The organism is Sphingomonas parva (ex Maeng et al. 2020) (assembly GCF_004564275.1).
Classification (GTDB): domain Bacteria; phylum Pseudomonadota; class Alphaproteobacteria; order Sphingomonadales; family Sphingomonadaceae; genus Allosphingosinicella; species Allosphingosinicella parva.
Genome location: NZ_SPDV01000026.1, coordinates 13,787 through 33,084, shown reverse-complemented (window position 1 = coordinate 33,084; position 19,298 = coordinate 13,787). Strand labels below are relative to the sequence as shown.

Genomic DNA, 19,298 nt, shown 5'->3' with positions numbered 1-19,298 from the left:
ACAGCGGAAGCGGGCGCGGCCTGTGTTGCGGTGCAGAAAGCTTTGGTGCTAGTGCGGTAGCTCCAGGCTCGGGAGGACGGTTCATGGCAGCTGGATCCGGCGGCGACGCTGTCGTCATCATCAAGAAATATGCGAACCGTCGGCTCTATGACACGGAAAGCTCGAGCTACATAACGCTCGAGCGCCTGGCCGAGATGGTGCGCCAGAAGCGCGAGTTCAAAGTCGTCGACGCGAAGACCGGCGAGGACATCACCCATTCGGTGCTCACGCAGATCATCATGGACGAGGAATCGCGCGGCAAGACCATGCTGCCGGTCAATTTCCTGCGCCAGCTGATCGGCATGTACGGCGGCCAGATGCAGTCGCTCGTGCCGGAATATCTCGAGGCTTCGCTGGAGGCGTTCCAGCGCAACCAGAACCAGTTCCGCGACGCGCTGGCGGGCGCCTTCACCGGCGGCCCCTTCGCGGAAATGGCGCGGCGGAACATGGAGCTGTTCCAGAGCGCCGCCGGCGGCGCTGCCGCCAAATCCGCCCCGGCCGCCGAGGCCCAGGGGGATGACGAGATCGCACGCCTCAAGACCGAGCTCGCCGCCCTTCAGGCGAAGGTCGACAAGCTCGCCAAATAGATCCGTCCGCCGCTCCTTGCGAGCGGCGGCGAAAGCAATCGGCCGATCGGTCCACGCCGCCGTCGCGCCGCGTCGTTTCGCTCCTGTGGTGGGCGATCTCCGTAGAGGCGCGCGGCACCTTCGGTGACGCGATCCGGCGCGCGGCTTCGTTTGACGCGGCGGCCGCTCAGCCCTGCGACCATTCGGCGAGCAGCGCACCGCTGTCGCCGCGCTTCAGCTCCACCTTCTGGATCTCGGCAGAGACGATGCAAATCGGACGCGCGTCGGCGCCGGCGGCGATGCAGTTGATCACCTTGCCGTCCTTGAGCCGGCGAAGCCGGCCGGAAAGCACGAGATCGAAGCCGCGGGCGAGATCGCGCGCCTGCTCCGGCGGCAGCGTGGCGACGCTCTGATACGAGCGGTCGTCGCGGCGGCCGGTGCGGGAATCCTCCGCCGCGTGGAACTGGGCGATCGCAAGCGACGGTGAAGCGCGCTGAGCGACGGCGGCGGCGGGCGCGGCGGCAGGGCAGGCGGCCTCGAGGAGCCAGGGACGCTGGATCCAGAAGCCTTCCACAGCCTCGTAGGCGGTGCCGGCGATGGTGGCGACTGCAGCGTCGGTGAGATCGACGTCCGGCGTTGCCGTCACCTCCAGCCGATCACGGGCGGGGTCATATCGCCACGACATGGGTTCCACGGGGAGCGGCTCCGGCGGCGTGTTCGCAGCGCCGCGATCGGCTGCCGCCGGTGCCGTCTTGGCGGCCGGAATCGCCGCCGCATCACCTTGCGGCTGTATTCCGGCGGGACCGCAGCCGAAGCGGATCGGGAAGGTGAACAAGGCTCCATCGAGGACCCGCTGCGCCTCGGCATCGTCGCGGCCGCTTGCGGCGGCGCTTGCCGCCCGCGTCACTGCGAGCAGGATGGCCTCGCGCTCGAGAAGCTTCGGTTCAGGCAGCGAGGGCAAAGGCGGGGCGATGGAGGATGTGTTCGCGCTCGCCGCCGGCGGCGGCGGCTCGTCTTCCCTGCTGCCGCAGCCGCCGAGGCAACCGGCGAGAGCGAGGAGGGAAAGCCAGACTTTGGTCGCGGGTCCGCAGATCATCGCGGGACGATAGCACAGCCTCGCCGCTCCGCGAGCCGGAACCGACTTGGCGGGCCGGGCGAACGTCCCCATAGGGGAGAGGGACCTTGCCGGGATCGTGCCATCACGTGAGCCTTGATCAGATCATCACCCTTCTGGTGCTCGCCGCAGTCGTGGCGGCCCTGATCTGGGACAAGGTGCGGGCCGACGTGGTGGCGCTGACCGGGGCGGCCGTGCTCCTGGTCTCGGGTGTGGTGCGGCCGGTGGAAGTCCAGGGCGCCTTTGCGAGCCCCGCGATCATCGCCATGGCTTCACTCTTCGTCATCGCCTACGCAATGGAGCTCTCGGGGCTGCTCGACAGCGCGATCGAGCGGGTGGTCGCGATCTGCCGGCGGATCGGCGCGACCGGCGTGTGGATCGTGATCGGCCTCTGCGGATCGGCCTCGGCCTTCCTCAACAACACGCCGATCGTCGTCCTCGGCGCGCCGGTGGTGCGCGACGTCGCCAAGGCGCTCGATCTCTCCCCCAAGCGTTTCCTCATGCCCTTGTCCTATGCCGCGGTCCTCGGCGGCTGCTGCACGCTGATCGGTACCTCGACCAACCTTCTCGTCGACGACATGGCGAGCATCGCCGGCCAGCCACGCTTCGGCATCTTCGAGATCACGCCGGTGGGCCTCGCCGTCGCGGTCACCGGCGGCATCTACCTGTTGCTGGTGAGCAACCGCCTGATCTCGATTCCGCCGCAAGAGGCTGCCGACGAGAAACGCGCCCTGGCGGCGCGTGACGAGATCGGCCTGGCGGGAGGCTCGGTCGGCACCGCAAGCGCGTTCGAGAAGCGTCGGACGCTGCGGCCTGCGGCAGCCCTTGCCTCGTCCCTCGTCTTCCTCGGCGTGATCGCGCTTGCGACGCTCAACGTCGCGCCGATCGCCGCCTGCGCCTTCGCCGGCGCCGTGCTCCTGATCCTCCTGCGCGTGATCACCGCCGACGAAGCCTATCATGGGCTGCGGCCGGACGTGCTGATGCTGATCGCGGGAATGGTCGTCATCGGCATCGCGCTCGACGAAACCGGCCTGGCGAGCTCCGCGACGAGCAGGCTGGTCGGCTCGCTCGACAGCCTCGATCCCTTGCTCGCGCTGATCGTTCTCTACGGCGCGACCCTGTTTCTGACCGAGCTCCTCTCGAACGCGACCGTGGCGGTGCTGGTCACGCCGGTCGCCGTGGCGCTGGCGGAGGCCCTGGCGGTCAGTCCGAGGCCGTTTCTCGTCGCGGTGATGATCGCCGGCAGCGCCGCCTTCGCGACGCCCTTCGGCTATCAGACCAACGTCCTCGTCTACCAGATGGGGTCCTACAGCTACCTCGATTTCGTCAAGGTCGGCCTGCCGCTGAACCTGATCACCTGGGCCGCCGCGATCGTCGCGATCCGCCTGTATTTCCCTTTCTAGGCACGGGCTCGCGCCAGCGGCTGCCGATTATTTCGGCTTCACGAACCTGAGCGTCATCCGGTCGCTCTCGCCGATCGCCGCGAAGCGCTCGCGGTCGACGGCGCCGCCGCGATAGGTCGGCGGGAGCGACCAGACGCCGTTGGGATGATCCTTGCTATCGCGCCAATTGGCGTTGATCTCGGATTCGCCGGCGAGGCGGAAGCCGGCGGCCTCGGCCAGCCGCCGGACCGTCGAGACCTTCAGGTAGCCCGAGGTGCGCTCGCGCGCCGCGTCGGCGCTCTCGGGCAGGCGGTGGTCGACGACGCCGAGCACGCCGCCCGGCTTCAGCATCGCGTACATCTGGCGGAACGCCTCCTCGCCGCGATCGGCCATCACCCAATTGTGGACATTGCGGAAGGTGAGGACCACGTCCGCGCTGCCATCGGGCACCCGGGCCTCCCCGCCCGATGCGGGGAAAGCGGCGAGGCGGATCTTGCCGTAGGTGGCCGGATCCTTCTCGATCAGGGCGCGCACGCCGGCGAGCTGCTTCTCTCCCGCCACCGCCCAGAGCATGCCGGATTCGCGCAGCAGCGGCGCCAGGATCTCGGTGTACCAGCCGCCGCCGGGCCAGATCTCGACGACGGTGTCGTCCGGCTCGACCCCGAAGAAGCCGAGGGTCTCGCGCGGGTGGCGCCATTCGTCCCGGGCGACGTTCGCCGGCGTCCGCGTCTCGGCGGCCATCGCCGCGGCGATCGAGGTATCCGCATAGACCGAAGCCGCGGCGGCCCGTTCGGCCGAGGCGGTCGGGCCGCAGGCGGCGAGCGCAGCTAGGGCGACGGCGGCAAAGAGGCTCTGGCGGATCATCATGTTCTCCCTACATGGTCACGAACGGAATGGCGGAAGGACAGAAGTGACGCAAGCAACGGTCTCTTCCCCGCGGGCAGCGGGGCAGGCGGAGCGCAGCCGATGATCGATCTCGATTTCGTGTCGCTCGACACCGAATTGTGGGTGGCCGCCGCCGGCCTGTTCGTGCTCGCCGCGGTGGCCGCTCTGGCCGAGCACCGCCGCAACCGCCGCCGCACGCTCGATCGCGTCGGCTGGGTGCCCTGGAACGTGATCCAGGTGCTGTCCTTCATGGGATCGGTGGTCGCGCTCGCACTCGCGCTGAAGGCGCGCTGAGCGCCTCCACGGGGGTGCCTTAGAGGCAGGCCTCGAGATAGGGCTGGTCGAAGCCGAATTGCTTGGCCTTCTCCAGCGTGTAGGGCCGGAGGCCCATCGAGCGATATTCGCCGATGATCTTCCCGTCGGCGGTCTCGTCGAGATATTCGAACTTGAACAGCTCCTGGGTGACGATCACGTCGCCCTCCATGCCGATCACCTCGGTGATGTTGGTCGTGCGGCGCGAGCCGTCGCGGAGACGCTTCACCTGGACGATGAGATCGACCGAGTCGGCGATCTGCCGGCTGATCGCCTCCTTCGGCACCTTGATGTCGCTCATCATCACCATGTTCTCCATACGCGCGAGGCCTTCGCGCGGGGAGTTGGAGTGGAGCGTCGCCATCGAGCCGTCGTGGCCGGTGTTCATCGCGGCGAGCAGGTCGAAGCATTCGGATCCGCGGATCTCGCCGAGGATGATGCGGTCGGGGCGCATACGCAGCGCGTTGATGACGAGGTCGCGGATGGTGATCGCGCCCTGGCCCTCGAGGTTCGGCGGACGGGTCTCGAGCGGCAGCCAATGCGGTTGCTGCAGCCGGAGCTCGGCCGCGTCCTCGATCGTGATCACGCGCTCGCCCGGGTCGATCAGCTTCGACAGAGCGTTCAGCATCGTCGTCTTGCCCGAGCCGGTGCCGCCGGAAATGATGATGTTGAAGCGGCTGGCGCCGGCGATCTTCAGGCAGGTCGCCATCTTGTCCGACATCGAGCCGAAGTTCTTCATCATGTCGACGGTGATCGGCTTCTCGGAGAACTTACGAATCGAGATGGCGGTGCCGCGCAGCGACAGAGGCGGCACGATCACGTTGACGCGGCTGCCGTCCTGGAGACGGGCGTCGGCGAGCGGCGTGGTCTGGTCGATGCGACGGCCGACCTTGTTCACGATACGCTGGGCGATCTGGAACAGATGCTCCTCGTCGCGAAACTGGATGTTGGCGACCTGGAGCTTGCCGCGCTTCTCGACGAAGGTCTGGTTCGGCCCGTTGACCATGATGTCGCTGATCTCGGGGTCGTTGAGCAATTCCTCCAACGGCCCGAGGCCGAGCAGCTCGTCGACCAGCACCTTCTCCAGCGCGAACTGCTCGCGGCGGTTGAGGTTGATCTTCAGCTCGGCGAGCACCTCGCCGATGATCGGCCGGAATTCCTCGGCCAGCTCGTCCTTGGAGAGGGTGGCCGCGGCTTCCGGATCGACGCGCTCGAGCAGGCGCGGCAGCACCTGCTCCTTGATGCGGTGGATCGAGGCCTCGAAGCCCTCGTTGCGCGAGACCGGCGCATCGCTGGCCGCCGCCATGCGGTCGGCGAGGCGCGACATCGCGTCCGAACGGTCGTTGCCGCCGGGGACGATTTCCTCGCTGGTGAAATCCATCGTGTCGATCGGCGGGAATTGCTCGCCGCCGAGAGCGGCGGGAGACTCGCTGGGCAGGGTCGCGGGCCCGCCGGGCCCCTTCATCGGTTTCGCGACGCCGAAAGCGGGCTTGATTCCCGATCCGCCACTACCGCCACGCCGTCCGAATGCACTCATGTCGCGCGAACCTTGCTCGAAGAAGACACGTTCGGGGTGGTGAATAGGCGGGAAACTTTGACAATTGCCTAATCGCGGAAGAAGGGGCGGCGTGCCTTCCCCCACCGTCCCAAGCCCCGCCCGCGAATCGGCGCGGACCGCCCTGGTCATAGCGCTCTGCGGTTTCGCCAGCCTTTCATGCGGAGACGCCTTGGTGAAATCGATGGCCGGCCAGTGGCCCGCCCCGGCCGTCTCGGCGCTGCGCTACACGTTCGGCGCGATCGGCCTGGCGGTGATGGTCGCGCTGCGCCACGGGCGCGCGGGCTTCGTCATGCCGCGCCCCGCGCTGCAGCTCGGCCGCGGCGCCGCGGTCGCCGTCGCCACGATCTGCTTCTTCATCGGCGTGATGGTGATGCCGCTCGCCGATGCGACCGCCATCCAGTTCACCAGCCCGATCATCACCGCGCTCCTCGCGCCGTTCGTGCTGGGCGAGCGCACCAAGCGGGCGACCTGGCTCGCCACCCTGCTCGCTTTTGCGGGCGTGCTCGTCGTCCTGCGACCCAACCTCTACGAGCTCGGTGCCGTCGCCTTGTTCCCGATCGGCGCCGCGGTCGGGATGAGCTGGCTGATGATGTTCAACCGCAAGGCGGCGGGCGACGCGCCGGTGATGGTGATGCAGTTCCTGCTCGCCCTGATCGCCGCACCGCTGCTGATCGCCGCCGCCTTCGTGCTCGGCCGGCTCGGCATCTTCGCCATTCCTGCGCCGAGTGCACTGGTCGTCGCCAAATGCCTCGGCGTGGCATTGTTCGCGACGCTCGGCCACACGCTGATCTTCGCCGCGGTCGAGCGCGCCGACGCCTCGATAGTCGCGCCGATGACCTATGTGCAGCTCCTCGTCGCCGCAGGGCTCGGCTGGCTGCTGTTCGGCGACGCGCCGGACGCGACCGGCTTCAGCGGCGCGGCGCTGATCATCGCCGGCGGTCTCTTGCTGTGGCGGGCGCAGAGGACGAATGTCGCACCGGAGGGCACGCCCGACTGAGCCGCAGCGGGGCTCCCGTCGAAGCCGAAACGCGCTACAAGGCGGGAGGGAGGACTGGCCGATGAACCCATTGCTGTTGTTCGCTGCCGGGCTCGCCGCGGCGCTCGCCGCTCCGGGCGAGCCGCCCGACCTCGGCTGGATGGCGGGCAGCTGGGTCTCGGAAGGTCCCAGCCGCTGGACCGAGGAGCGCTGGTCGCGGCCGCGCGGCGGCGTCATGCTCGGCACCGGCCTCAGCGGCGAAGGCGCCAGGGCGGAGAGCTTCGAGTTCATGCGCATCGCGCCCGACGATCAGGGTCGGCTGACCTTCTGGGGCTCACCCGAGGGCGCCACGCCGACGCCGTTCCGTTACGAAGGGGGCGGGGAGCGCGAGGCGGTGTTCGTCAATCCGTCGCACGATTACCCGCAGCGCATCGTCTATCGCCGCGAGGGCGCCGAGCTGGTCGCGACGATCTCGCTGGCCGACGGCTCGAAGCCGCAGACCTGGCGCTACGTGCGAAAATGGCCTGCCGACCGGAAGCGTCCGTAATCCCTCTTCCCTTCAGGGGAGAGGCCTTCAGGGGAGAGGGAGGTGCGCCGCATCGACGAAGAAGGCCGCGCTGCCGGTGAGCAGCGCGGCCTTTCCAAGCCCTTGTTCGACAGCGCTCAGCCCTCGGTGCCGGCCCGCTCGGCAAGCACGGTGAGGCCGCGGTCGCTGACCTCGGCGAAGCCGCCCTCGACCGGGATCCGCTCCGGCTCGCCGCCGGCGCTGCGGTAGATGGCGATGTCGCCGTTGCGCAAGGTCGACATGAAGGGCGCGTGGCCGGCGAGCACGCCGAACTCGCCCTCGCTGCCGGGCACCACGACCATGTAGACCTCCTCGGAGCGGACCAGCCGCTCCGGGGTGACGAGCTCGAAGTGGAGATCGGCCATTACGCCGCCTCGGCGGCCAGGCGCTGCGCCTTCTCGACCGCTTCCTCGATGCCGCCGACCATGTAGAAGGCGGCCTCCGGCAGATGGTCATACTCGCCGTTGATCACCGCCTTGAACGAGCGGACGGTGTCCTCGATCTGCACGAACTTGCCCGGGATGCCGGTGAAGACCTCGGCGACGTGGAACGGCTGCGACAGGAAGCGCTGGATCTTGCGGGCGCGGCTGACGACCAGCTTATCCTCTTCCGAGAGCTCGTCCATGCCGAGGATGGCGATGATGTCCTGGAGCGACTTGTAGCGCTGCAGGATCTCCTGGACGGCGCGGGCGGTCTCGTAATGCTCCTGACCGACGGTGCGCGGCTCGAGCACGCGGCTGGTCGAGTCGAGCGGATCGACGGCCGGATAGATGCCGAGTTCCGAGATCGCGCGCGACAGCACGGTGGTGGCGTCGAGGTGGGCGAACGAGGTCGCCGGAGCCGGATCGGTAAGATCGTCGGCCGGCACGTAGATCGCCTGCACCGAGGTGATCGAGCCCTTGTTGGTCGAGGTGATGCGCTCCTGCAGCGCGCCCATGTCGGTCGACAGGGTCGGCTGGTAGCCCACCGCCGACGGGATGCGGCCGAGCAGCGCCGACACTTCCGAGCCCGCCTGGGTGAAGCGGAAGATGTTGTCGACGAAGAACAGCACGTCCTGGCCTTCCTGGTCGCGGAAATACTCCGCGATGGTGAGGCCCGAGAGGGCGACGCGGGCGCGGGCTCCCGGCGGCTCGTTCATCTGGCCGAACACGAGCGCGACCTTCGAGCCTTCCGGCGTCGGGTTGCCCTCGGCATCCTTGGCGATGACGCCCGCGTCGAGGAACTCGTGATAGAGATCGTTGCCCTCGCGGGTGCGCTCGCCGACGCCGGCGAACACCGAGGTGCCGCCGTGGCCCTTGGCGATGTTGTTGATCAGCTCCTGGATCAGCACGGTCTTGCCGACGCCGGCGCCGCCGAACAGGCCGATCTTGCCGCCCTTGGCGTAGGGGGCGAGCAGGTCGATGACCTTGATGCCGGTGACCAGGATCGAGGTCTCGGTCGACTGGTCGACGAAGAGCGGAGCCTCGGCGTGAATCGGGGCCGACTGCTCGGCGCCGATCGGGCCGCGCTCGTCGATCGGCTCGCCGACGACGTTCATGATGCGGCCGAGGGTGCGCGGGCCGACCGGAACGCGGATCTGGTCGCCGGTGTCGCGAACCGGCTGGCCGCGGGTAAGACCGTCGGTCGAGTCCATCGCGATCGTGCGAACGGTGTTCTCGCCGAGGTGCTGGGCGACCTCGAGGACGAGGCGGTTGCCGTTGTTCTCGGTCTCGAGCGCCGAGAGGATCTCGGGCAGCTCGCCGTCGAAGGTCACGTCGACGACGGCGCCGATGACCTGGCTGATGCGGCCGGTGGTGGTGGTGGCGTTAGCGGCGGTGGCCATGGCTTCTTTCCTTGCCTTTCGGATGTCTTAGAGCGCTTCGGCGCCGGAGATGATTTCGACGAGCTCGGTGGTGATCGCGGCCTGACGGGTGCGGTTGTACTGGATGGTCAGGCGGTTGATCATGTCGCCGGCATTGCGGGTGGCGTTGTCCATCGCGGTCATGCGGCTGCCCTGCTCGGACGCGGCATTCTCGAGGAGAGCGCGGAAGATCTGCACGGCGACGTTGCGCGGCAGCAGCTCGGCGAGGATCTCCTCCTCCTCGGGCTCGTACTCGACGGCGGCCTCGACTCCGCTGGTGGCGGTGCCGGCGCTCTCCGGCATCGACACCGGGATGATCTGCTGCGCGACCGGGTCCTGGACCAGGGCCGACTGGAAGCGGGCGTAGAAGAGATGGGCGACGTCGAACTGGCCGGCCTCGAAGCGGTGGACGAGGTCCTGCGCGATCTCCTGCGCATCGGCGAAGCGGACCTGCTTGATCGCGCCGGTATCGTGCTGGTGGACGATCTGCTTCGGGAAGAGCCGGCCGATCACCGCGCGGCCCTTGCGGCCGACGAGGTAGAAATGGACCGTCTTGCCCTCGCGGATCAGGTCGTCGGCCTTCTTGCGGGCGGCGCGCACGATGTTGGTGTTGAACGCGCCGGCGAGGCCGCGGTCGGAGGTGCAGACGACGAGCAGATGAGTCTGGTCGGCGCCGGTGCCGGCGATCAGCTTCGGGCTCTGCGGGCCGACGACGACCTTGGCGGCGATGCTCGCCATCACCGTTTCCATCAGCTCGGCATAGGGGCGGCCGGCCTCGGCCGCCTGCTGGGCGCGGCGCAGCTTGGCGGCCGCGACCATCTTCATCGCCTTGGTGATCTTCTGCGTCGACTTGACCGACGCGATCCGGCCCTTGAGCGTCTTGAGGCTGGCCATTCTATCCCTGCTTCCAATTCCGTCATCCCGGCCAGGGCCGGGATCTCAGTGCGAGACCGCGAGAGGGTTGCGGACGGTGCCGCAACCCCTCCGGCTCAGGCGAACGACTTGGCGAAATCGCCGATCAGCGTCTTGAGCTGACCCGCGGTCTCGTCGTCGAGCGCCTTGGTGTCGCGGATCTTCGCGAGAACCTCGGGATGCTCCGAGCGGAAGAAGGCGAGGAGCGCGCTCTCGAACCGCGTGACGGCGGCAACCGGCACGGTGTCGATGAAGCCGTTCACGCCCGCGAAGATCGAGACGACCTGCTCTTCGACCGGCATCGGGTTGAACTGCGGCTGCTTGAGCAGCTCGGTGAGGCGGGCGCCGCGGTTCAGCAAGCGCTGGGTCGCGGCGTCGAGGTCCGAGCCGAACTGGGCGAAGGCCGCCATCTCGCGATACTGGGCGAGCTCGAGCTTGATCGAGCCGGCCACCTTCTTCATCGCCTTGGTCTGAGCGGCGGAGCCGACGCGGCTGACCGACAGGCCAACGTTGATCGCCGGACGGATGCCCTGGTAGAACAATTCCGTCTCGAGGAAGATCTGGCCGTCGGTGATCGAGATCACGTTGGTCGGAATGTAGGCCGAGACGTCGCCCGCCTGAGTCTCGATGATCGGCAGCGCGGTGAGCGAGCCCGAGCCGTTGGCCTCGTTCATCTTCGCGGCGCGCTCGAGCAGCCGGCTGTGCAGATAGAAGACGTCGCCGGGATAGGCTTCGCGGCCCGGCGGACGGCGCAGCAGCAGCGACATCTGGCGATAGGCGACCGCCTGCTTGGAAAGGTCGTCGTAGACGATGACGGCGTGCATGCCGTTGTCGCGGAAGAACTCGCCCATCGTGCAGCCGGTGTACGGCGCGAGGACCTGCAGAGGAGCCGGCTCCGAGGCGGTCGCGGCGACGACGATCGAATATTCCATCGCGCCATTCTCTTCCAGCGCGCGGACGATCTGCGCGACGGTCGAGCGCTTCTGGCCGACCGCGACGTAGATGCAATAGAGCTTCTGGCTCTCGTCATTGCCCTGGTTGGCGGCGCGCTGGTTGATGAAGGTGTCGAGCGCGACGGCCGACTTGCCGGTCTGGCGGTCGCCGATGATCAGCTCGCGCTGGCCGCGGCCGACGGGGACGAGCGCGTCGAGCGCCTTGAGGCCGGTCTGGACCGGCTCGTGCACCGACTTGCGCGGGATGATGCCCGGCGCCTTGACCTCGACGCGGCGACGCTCGGTCGCCTCGATCGGGCCCTTGCCGTCGATCGGGTTGCCGAGGCCGTCGACCACGCGGCCGAGCAGGCCCTTGCCGACCGGAACGTCGACGATGGTGCCGGTGCGGCGGACGGTGTCGCCCTCGCGGATCTCGGCGTCGGTGCCGAAGATCACGACGCCGACGTTGTCGGCCTCGAGGTTCAGCGCCATGCCCTTGATGCCGTTGGCGAACTCGACCATCTCGCCGGCCTGGACGTTGTCGAGCCCGTAGACGCGCGCGATGCCGTCGCCCACCGACAGCACGGTGCCGACTTCGGAGACTTCGGCCTCGGTGCCGAAGCTGGCGATCTGGTCGCGGATGACCTTGGAAATTTCTGCGGCGCGGATGTCCATGTTCAGCCTTTCATCGAAGCCGTTTCGGGCTTTCAACCCTTCATTGCGTGGGCGAGAGTGTTGAGTTTGGTGCGGATGGAATCGTCGATCATCTGCGAGCCGATCTTGACGACGAGCCCGCCCAAGATGGTGGGATCGACCGTCAGATCAACCGCGACGTCGCGGCCCAGCCGGGTCTTGAGATTGGCCTTGAGGGCGGCGATCTGATCATCGTTCAGCGGGTGCGCCGACTTGACCTCCGCCGTGGTCTCGCCGCGATGGCTGGCGGCGAGCAGGTTGAACGCGCGGATCACGTTCGAGAGCTGGCCGAGCCGGCGGTTCTGGGCGAGAACCCCGAGGAAATTGGTGGTGATCGGATCCAGCCCCATCGCGGTGGCGGTGGCCCGGACCGCCTTCAGGGCGTCCTCGCGACCGATCAACGGGCTGGTGGTCAGCGTCTGGAGATCGGCCGAATCGCGCAGCGCCTCGCGCACGGCGTTGAGGCTCGCGCCGACGGCTTCGAGCTGCCTTTCGTCGCGGGCCAGTTCGAACAAGGCGGTCGCATAGCGTCCCGCCAGACTTGCCTGAATGCCGCCGGAATTCTCCACGCGCGCTCTACCCTCCAAATTCGAAACGATGGAGCAGCGATCGCGCCTCCGAAGCGGAGGCGCGGCCCCATGTCGCCCATGCAAAAAGGGGGCTTGCGAACCAAGCCCCGATGGGTTGCGCGCGCCCTAGCAGGGGGTTTTCGGCGATGCAAGAACGGCTTCGCCCGCCGCGGCGCGATGATCGCCTTTGAAAGCAAGCGGCGGGATGCGGGCGGTGCCGTGCGGGCGTATAGCGCCGTCATGGACACGATCGAGACCAATATCGCCGCCATCGACGAGGACGCCGCCTGGCGGGCGGTTCTGGCACGCGACAGGAGCGCCGACGGGCGGTTCGTCACCGGCGTGCTGACCACCGGAATCTACTGCCGGCCCTCGTGCGCGGCGCGCCACCCGAAGCGCGAGAACGTCCGCTTCTTCCCCACCGAAGCCGAGGCGGCCGCGGCTGGACTGCGGGCCTGTCTGCGCTGCCGGCCCGACGAGGTGACCCGCGAGGCCGTGGCGCTCGCCGCGGCGCTGCGCCTGATCGAGACCGCCGAGGCGCCGCTCTCGCTCGAGGCGCTGGCGCAGGCGGCCGGCTATTCGCCTTTCCATTTCCACCGCCTGTTCCGGCGCGCGACCGGAGTGACGCCGGCCGCTTATGGCCGTGCGAAGCGCGCGCGGACGATGGCCGAGGCTCTGAACGGAGGAACCAGCGTGACCGACGCGATCTACGATGCCGGCTATTCGGGGCCGGGCCGCTTCTACGAGGACGCGAAGGGACGGCTCGGCATGACACCGTCCGCCTGGAGGGACGGCGGGCGCGGCGAGACGATTCGCTGGGCCCGGGCCGAGACCTCGCTCGGCACGATGCTGGTCGCGGCGACGGCGAAGGGCATCTGCAGCCTCAGCTTCGACCAGGACGAGGCCGATCTTCGGGCCCGCTTCCCCCACGCGACGATCGAGCAGGGTGGCGCGGAGATGGCCGAGCTCGTCGGCCGCACCGTCGCTGCGGTCGAGGCGCCGGCGCGCCCGCACGACCTTCCGCTCGACGTCCGCGGCACCGCCTTCCAGGAGGCGGTGTGGCGCGAGCTGTCGCGGATTCCGCCGGGCGAGAGCCTGAGCTACGCCGCGCTCGCCGCGCGCGCGGGCAAGCCCGGCGCCGCCCGCGCCGCCGGCACCGCCTGCGGCTCGAACAGCGTCGCGATCCTCATCCCGTGCCACCGCGCCCGCCGCGGCGACGGCTCGCCGGGCGGCTATGCCTGGGGTCTCGAGCGCAAGGCCCGGTTGATCGAGAAGGAGAGGGGCGAGCCGCGGCTCGATCTCTGAGACTGCCCGCGCCCTTGGCCGTCAGGCCTTCTTCTTGGCCGCTTCCTTCTCCTTGTCCTCGGCCTCCTTCTTCAGGCGATCGAACTCGGAAAGCGCCGCCGGCGCGCCTTTGTCCGCGAGGGTCTTCAGGATCGCGCTCGCCATCTCGGCCAGCTCGCCGCCGTGCGGGTGGTAGGCGACGGGTCCGAGAGCCAGCTTGGCGCCGGCCGCATTGCCGGAGGCGAGATACTGGCGGCCGGCCTTGAGCCGAACATCGATGTCCTGCGGGGCGGCCTCGAAGGCCGCGAACAGGCCGGCGACGGCATTGTCGGTCGGCTTCGCACCCGCCGCCTCGAAGCTGTCATAGAAAAGCACCAGCGGCAGCGGATTGCTGGGATCGGCGCGGTTCGCCGAGCTGAACAGCCGACGGACCTCCCGCCACACGGTCGGGTCGCTCGATTTCTCCGCCTTCGCCTTTTCCATGCGGGCCATGCCCTTGTAGAGGATCGCATCGACGAATTGCGGATCGGCGGCGATGGCACGGTCGGCGGCGGCTTCCGCCTCGGCATAGTTCTTGGCGTCGAACTCGGCCTCCGCGAGCATGACCTGCGCGGCCTTGTCGTTCGGGAAAGGCGCAGCCGCCTTGCGGGCGTCGAGCACCAGCTTCTTGGCGGATTCCTCGGTCACGCCGCGCTTCGAGCGGATGACGATGGGGATGATCGCCGCCTCCGCCGCGGTCAGCGGCCGAACCTCGATCGAGCCGGGCTTCACCAGGCCGGCGGGGATCGTCTTGCCCTGGAACCTCGACTGCTTGAGGTAGGCGCGCATATCGACATCGAGCTTCTTCAGATCGCCGAACGCTGCCTTCGCCGCATCCATCCCGCTCTTGCCGCTGTTGAGCTCGGACAGGTACTTGCCGAGCTGTCCCTCGCGATCCTTGTCGAAGGTCAGCATGTGGGTGAGCAGCCAGCTCTTACCGTAGAAGGCGTCGCCATCCTCGGGGCTCATCTTGCTCGGCGGCTCGAGCAGATCGTTGAGCGTGAAACCCTGGTGGTAGGCGAGGCCGTAGATGCGGTGCCTGGCCGGCATGCCGAAATCGACCGAGCCGTCCTTGTTGACGCGCGCGCCCGCGCTGAACTCGGCGAAGCCCTCGCCCAGCCAGCGAGGAAGGGCGAGAGACGCCCAGTTCTCGAACATGAAGGCGTGGGCATATTCGTGCCGCAGCACGTGTTCGGCGTCCATTTCGCGCTCGGTGCTGGCGACGATCCGTCGCGGCATCAGCGCGAACGAGCCGCCCGCGCGCGGGATGTAGAAGCCGGCCACCTTGGTCGAGTTGTCGCCGAAGATCTTCTGCACCTCGTCGATGTCCTCGACGACGAACAGCCTCACCCGGCCTGCCTGACCCTTGTCGGGATCCTGCACGCCGCGATCGACGCGCATGGCACTGTCGTATCGCTCCAGCCGGTCGGCCAGAGCGCGCAGGTCGGCCTCGCTCTGGTCGGAATAGATGAGGAAGTGCTTGCTGGTCGCCTGCCGCCAGGCGGCGGAGGCCGGGCTCAGCGCCGATGCGGCGAGCGCGAACGCGAGAAGAGTCTTCTTGATCATGGTCATCCCCCTTGATGGCTGGAGGATAAGCGGCATCGTTCGGATTTCGCTAGACTATTTCGACGCTGCCGGTCGATTTCCCGCCGTCCGCGAGCGCCCGCAGGGGGGCTGAACCGCTCATTCGCGGCTGCAGCGATAGACCAGGCGCTCGTTGGGAAGCTCGGGAAGGCTCGATCGGATCGTGTCCTGGCGGTCGCCGAGGATTGCCACCTCTTCCTGGTCGGCCGAGCAGGCCTTGATGTTGATGCCTGCGCGCAGCCGCCGCGCCTCGGCCATGGCCTCGGCGCTCATCAGATAGCGGGTGACGACATATTCGCCGGCCGCCGGCCGATATTCGAGGATCGAGACGGTGGCTTCGCCGCTCGGCACCAGCACCCGCCGCCAGACGTCGCCGGCGCGCGCATATTGGGTCCGGCCGTTCATGCACCCGCCCGCCTGCCAATCGAGCTCGACGTCGGCCGTCGAGGAGACCGTCACCCGGCTCCTGTTCTCCACCAGCCTGCAGACGCTGCGGCCGGTCGGCTCGACGGCGGCGATCTTCTTCTGCTCGGGCAGCTCGGCGGCGGCGACGTCGAGATCGTCGCGTGCCGGGCGCGAGAGGAAGGCGAGCACCGCGCCGAGCACCAGCAGGGTGCCGCCGCCGGCGAGGATCGCCGCCGGCCGCATCCTGTCCTTATAGGCCATCAGGCCGGCGCCGCCGAACGCGACGAGGCCGAGCAGGCCGAGGACGATGGCGACGGCCAGCCGGTTCTCGCGGGCATCCTCGTTGGCGGCGCGGGCATGGGCGAGCGCCGCCTGCCGCGCCTGCTCCCGCGCAGCCTGCTCGCCGGCCTCGGCCCGGGTTCGCGCCTGGTCCTCGCGCGCCTGCTCCGCGCTCAGCCGTTCGGCCATGCTGACGCAGGCGCCGGAGACGGCCTGGAAGCGCTGCCGCGCCGCCTGGAGGAAGACGGCGAGCTCGCGATTGGCGATGGCGAAGCCGAACGGCGCGTCGCCTTCCTCGCCGCGGGTGATGAAGGTGTTGACCCCGAGGATGCGCCCGCACGAGTCGAGCAAGGGGCCGCCGCTGTTGCCGCGGGCGATGCTGGCGGTGTGGAGCAGCGAGTGGATGCCGTCGACCATGCGCTCGTTCGAATAATTGCCCTGCGAGCGGGTCGGCGCCTGCGGGGTGATGTAATCCTCGGCCGAGCGGGCGGTGGCGAGATCGACATTGCCGGGGTAGCCGAGCGCCACCACCTGGCCTCCTTCCTCCAGCGGCCCCATGTACAGCGCGGCCGGCGGCAGCCGTCCTTCGTTGAGCTCGAGCAGGGCGAGGTCGCGGGCCGGATCGAACGCCACCAGCCGCGCCCCGTAGGACTTGCTGCCCTCGGAAGGGACGACACCGATCGCGACGTTCTCCGGATGCTCGGCGGCGAGGGCGACGACATGGGCGTTGGTGACGATCCGGTTGGCCGCGACCGCGAAGCCGCTGCCGTGGCCGAAGCCGACCACCTCCTCGCCGTCGATCGCGACGGTGACGACCCGAACGACGCTCCGTGCGGTCGCCGAGATGTCGTCCGCCCGGGCCGGGCTGGCGAGGGGCAGCGCGAGGAGGAAGACGAGGATGAGCGCAAGTCTGGCCATGAATTCCAATTCCTTCCTCCCTGTCGCCAAAGGCGAGGGGGAGGGGGACCGTGCGTCAGCGGGGTGGAGGGGCAAGGGCGCGCAAGCCCCTCCACCAGCCTTCGGCTGGTCCCCCTCCCCATGGGCTTCGCCCACAGGGAGGATGAGATCTGAACCTCCTCTATTCAGGTTGAAGCCTCAGAGAAAGCTGTAGGGATCCACATCCACCGCGACGCGCACGCTGCGCGGCCATTCGAGTCCGCCGAGCCATTCGCGGATCACGTCCTGGACGTCGAGGCTGCGCGCGGCGTGGACGAGCAGGCGCTGGCGGTGGCGGCCGCGCAGCATCGCCAGCGGCGCCGGGGCGGGGCCGAACACCGCCATGTTCTCGATCGTCGGCGCCGCCCGGCCAATCCTTCGCGCCGTGTCGGTCGCCTCGCCGAGGTCCTCCGAGGAGACGATGATTCCGGCGAGGCGCCCGAACGGCGGCATCGCCGCCTCGCGCCGGGCCTCGGTCTCCGCCTCGTAGAAGCTCTCCTCGTCGCCGCTGACCAGGGCGCTGATCACCGGCGCGGTCGGCTCGTGGGTCTGGACGAGCACTCGGCCCGGCTTCTCGCCGCGCCCGGCGCGGCCCGCGACCTGGGCGATCTGCTGGAAGCTGCGCTCGGCGGCGCGCAGGTCGCCGCCGGCGAGGCCGAGATCGGCGTCGATCACCCCCACCAGGGTGAGGTTGGGGAAATGGTAGCCCTTGGTGACGAGCTGCGTCCCGACGACGATGTCGATCGCGCCCGCCTCCATCCGCGCGACGAACTCGGCCGCCTTGGCCGGCGACCAGATCGTGTCCGAGGTGACGATCGCGGTGCGCGCGTCGGGGAACAGCGCCTTCACCTCGTCGGCGATGCGCTCGACGCCGGGGCCGACCGGCACCAGGCTGTCCGGCTCCTGGCATTCGGGGCAGAGGTGCGGCGGCGGCATGATGTGGCCGCAATGGTGGCAGGCAAGCCGCGCCGTGAGCCGGTGCTCGACCATCCACGCCGTGCAGTTCGGGCATTGGAAGCGATGGCCGCAATTGCGGCACAGGGTCAGCGGCGCATAGCCGCGGCGATTGAGGAACAGCAGGGCCTGCTCGCGCCGCGCCAGCGTCGCCTCGATCTCGGTGACGAGCCGCGGCGCGATCCAGCGGCCGCGCGGCGGCGGCTCGGCGATGAGGTCGATCGCCTCGATGTCGGGCAGCTCCGCCGCGCCGTAGCGACCGGGGAGGCGCACCTCGCGATAGACGCCGATCTCGGCCATCTGCCGGGTCTCGATCGCCGGCGTGGCGGAGGCGAGGACCACCGGAATCTTCTCGAGCTTGGCGCGCATCACCGCGACGTCGCGGGCGTGATACTGGACTCCGTCCTCCTGCTTGAAGCTGGTCTCGTGCGCCTCGTCGACGACGATCAGTCCGAGGTTCGGATAAGGCAGGAAGAGCGACGAGCGTGCGCCGACCACCACCCTGGCGTCGCCGCTCGCGATCGCCCGCCAGGCGCGCCGGCGCTGCGACTGGCGCAGGCCCGAATGCCAGGCGACCGGCTCATACCCGAAGCGGGCGGCGAAGCGCTTGAGGAACGGCTCGGTCAGCGCGATCTCGGGGAGCAGCACCAAGGTCTGGCGGCCGCGGCGGAGCGCCTCGGCGACCGCCTCGAAATAGACCTCGGTCTTGCCGGAGCCGGTGACCCCGTGGAGCAGGAACGGCGCAAAGTCCGGCGCCCGCACCGCCTCGACGAAGACGGCGGCGGCGTCGCGCTGCGCGGCCTCCAGCGCGGGGGGCGCATGGTCGGGATCGGGCAGGGGGAAGGGGTCGTCGACCGACACCTCGACCGCCTCGATCGCCCCCGCCTTGACCAGGCCACGGATCACGCCGTCCGAGACGTCCGCCGCCATCGCCAGCTCGCGGACCAGCCCCTGGCGCTCGCCGATCCGCTCGAGCGCCTGGGCGCGCTGCGGCGTGAGGCGCTCGGGGACGAGGCCCGTCGCGCGATATTCGGTGACGGTGCGTCCGCCTTCGAGCGCGGAGGCGGACGCGAGCGCCATCCGCAGCACCGCGGCGGTGGGGGCGAGATAATAATCGGCCGTCCATTCGATCAGCCGCCGCAGCGGCGCAGGGAGCGGCGGAAGATCGTAGGCGGCGAGCAGCGGACGGAGGCGATTATCGCCGACGCTCTCCGCCTCCAGCCGGTCGGCCTCCCAGACCACGCCGGTGATCTGCCGCGGGCCGAGCGGCGCGAGCACGATCGTGCCCGGCGCGACATCCATGCCGTACGGCACGCGATAGTCGAGGGGGCCGAGCGCCTGATTGAGCAGGAGGACGCGAACACGGGTCATCGTTTCCCGCCATATGGCGATTGGCGCAGGGTGCGAAAGGGGGAGGGCGCCGCTTCGTGCGCCGCCTGCGCACCCGGCCGATGCAACGTTGGCGCGGCGAAGT

The 19,298-nt window shown here is 69.1% G+C and carries 17 protein-coding genes; 6 read left to right on the top strand and 11 right to left on the bottom strand.

Annotated features, from left to right (window positions below; genetic code table 11):
• Window positions 1–83: 83 nt before the first annotated feature.
• Window positions 84–626, top strand: a complete 543-nt coding sequence (phaR, locus tag E2493_RS13515; RefSeq protein WP_135087649.1) for a polyhydroxyalkanoate synthesis repressor PhaR — start codon at window positions 84–86, stop codon at window positions 624–626.
• 166 nt (window positions 627–792) lie between these two features.
• On the opposite strand, the gene E2493_RS13510 is transcribed toward phaR, so the two are convergent.
• Window positions 793–1,566: a hypothetical protein gene (locus E2493_RS13510; RefSeq protein WP_135087646.1), complete on the bottom strand. Its 774-nt coding sequence runs from the start codon at window positions 1,564–1,566 to the stop codon at window positions 793–795.
• A gap of 242 nt (window positions 1,567–1,808) precedes the next feature.
• On the opposite strand from E2493_RS13510, the gene E2493_RS13505 reads away from it, so the two are divergent.
• Window positions 1,809–3,122 carry an SLC13 family permease gene (locus E2493_RS13505; RefSeq protein WP_135087644.1) on the top strand — a complete coding sequence of 438 codons (1,314 nt, stop codon included), beginning with the start codon at window positions 1,809–1,811 and terminating at the stop codon, window positions 3,120–3,122.
• 27 nt (window positions 3,123–3,149) lie between these two features.
• Here E2493_RS13505 and E2493_RS13500 read toward each other — a convergent pair whose 3' ends face one another.
• Window positions 3,150–3,965: a class I SAM-dependent methyltransferase gene (locus tag E2493_RS13500; protein WP_135087642.1), complete on the bottom strand. Its 816-nt coding sequence runs from the start codon at window positions 3,963–3,965 to the stop codon at window positions 3,150–3,152.
• A 102-nt stretch (window positions 3,966–4,067) separates the two neighbouring features.
• On the opposite strand from E2493_RS13500, the gene E2493_RS13495 reads away from it, so the two are divergent.
• Window positions 4,068–4,280: a hypothetical protein gene (locus E2493_RS13495; RefSeq protein ID WP_135087640.1), complete on the top strand. Its 213-nt coding sequence runs from the start codon at window positions 4,068–4,070 to the stop codon at window positions 4,278–4,280.
• Between the two features lie 19 nt (window positions 4,281–4,299).
• Here E2493_RS13495 and E2493_RS13490 read toward each other — a convergent pair whose 3' ends face one another.
• Window positions 4,300–5,835, bottom strand: a complete 1,536-nt coding sequence (locus tag E2493_RS13490; RefSeq protein WP_135087638.1) for a CpaF family protein — start codon at window positions 5,833–5,835, stop codon at window positions 4,300–4,302.
• A 91-nt stretch (window positions 5,836–5,926) separates the two neighbouring features.
• On the opposite strand from E2493_RS13490, the gene E2493_RS13485 reads away from it, so the two are divergent.
• Entirely contained in the window at window positions 5,927–6,853 is a 927-nt protein-coding gene (locus E2493_RS13485) for a DMT family transporter (protein WP_225421465.1), read from the top strand.
• A 61-nt stretch (window positions 6,854–6,914) separates the two neighbouring features.
• Entirely contained in the window at window positions 6,915–7,379 is a 465-nt protein-coding gene (locus tag E2493_RS13480) for a DUF6265 family protein (RefSeq protein WP_225421464.1), read from the top strand.
• A 116-nt stretch (window positions 7,380–7,495) separates the two neighbouring features.
• Here the strand turns inward: E2493_RS13480 and E2493_RS13475 are convergent, their stop codons facing one another.
• From E2493_RS13475 to E2493_RS13455, 5 genes are all read right to left on the bottom strand, one after another.
• Window positions 7,496–7,762 carry an ATP synthase F1 subunit epsilon gene (locus E2493_RS13475; RefSeq protein WP_135087636.1) on the bottom strand — a complete coding sequence of 89 codons (267 nt, stop codon included), beginning with the start codon at window positions 7,760–7,762 and terminating at the stop codon, window positions 7,496–7,498.
• The gene (gene atpD, locus E2493_RS13470; RefSeq protein WP_135087634.1) at window positions 7,762–9,219 is read right to left on the bottom strand and encodes a F0F1 ATP synthase subunit beta; all 1,458 of its coding nucleotides are present in this window, start codon (window positions 9,217–9,219) and stop codon (window positions 7,762–7,764) included. The genes E2493_RS13475 and atpD overlap by 1 nt, the downstream gene beginning before the upstream one ends.
• 27 nt (window positions 9,220–9,246) lie before the next feature.
• Window positions 9,247–10,131 (bottom strand): F0F1 ATP synthase subunit gamma, encoded by an 885-nt coding sequence (locus tag E2493_RS13465; protein ID WP_135087632.1) that lies wholly within the window; start codon window positions 10,129–10,131, stop codon window positions 9,247–9,249.
• A gap of 95 nt (window positions 10,132–10,226) precedes the next feature.
• The gene (gene atpA / locus E2493_RS13460) at window positions 10,227–11,756 is read right to left on the bottom strand and encodes a F0F1 ATP synthase subunit alpha (protein ID WP_135087630.1); all 1,530 of its coding nucleotides are present in this window, start codon (window positions 11,754–11,756) and stop codon (window positions 10,227–10,229) included.
• Between the two features lie 32 nt (window positions 11,757–11,788).
• A complete protein-coding gene (locus E2493_RS13455) occupies window positions 11,789–12,343 on the bottom strand; it encodes a F0F1 ATP synthase subunit delta (RefSeq protein WP_135087628.1) in 555 nt (184 codons plus the stop codon).
• Between the two features lie 240 nt (window positions 12,344–12,583).
• Between E2493_RS13455 and ada the strand changes: the two genes are divergently transcribed.
• Window positions 12,584–13,648 carry a bifunctional DNA-binding transcriptional regulator/O6-methylguanine-DNA methyltransferase Ada gene (gene ada / locus E2493_RS13450; RefSeq protein WP_135087626.1) on the top strand — a complete coding sequence of 355 codons (1,065 nt, stop codon included), beginning with the start codon at window positions 12,584–12,586 and terminating at the stop codon, window positions 13,646–13,648.
• A 21-nt stretch (window positions 13,649–13,669) separates the two neighbouring features.
• Here the strand turns inward: ada and E2493_RS13445 are convergent, their stop codons facing one another.
• The 3 genes from E2493_RS13445 to E2493_RS13435 form a co-directional block, all read right to left on the bottom strand.
• A complete protein-coding gene (locus E2493_RS13445) occupies window positions 13,670–15,232 on the bottom strand; it encodes a hypothetical protein (RefSeq protein WP_135087624.1) in 1,563 nt (520 codons plus the stop codon).
• 117 nt (window positions 15,233–15,349) lie between these two features.
• Window positions 15,350–16,852 carry a S1C family serine protease gene (locus E2493_RS13440; protein ID WP_135087623.1) on the bottom strand — a complete coding sequence of 501 codons (1,503 nt, stop codon included), beginning with the start codon at window positions 16,850–16,852 and terminating at the stop codon, window positions 15,350–15,352.
• A gap of 177 nt (window positions 16,853–17,029) precedes the next feature.
• On the bottom strand, window positions 17,030–19,195 hold the full coding sequence (locus E2493_RS13435; protein WP_135087620.1) for a primosomal protein N': 2,166 nt from the start codon (window positions 19,193–19,195) through the stop codon (window positions 17,030–17,032).
• Window positions 19,196–19,298 lie beyond the last annotated feature (103 nt).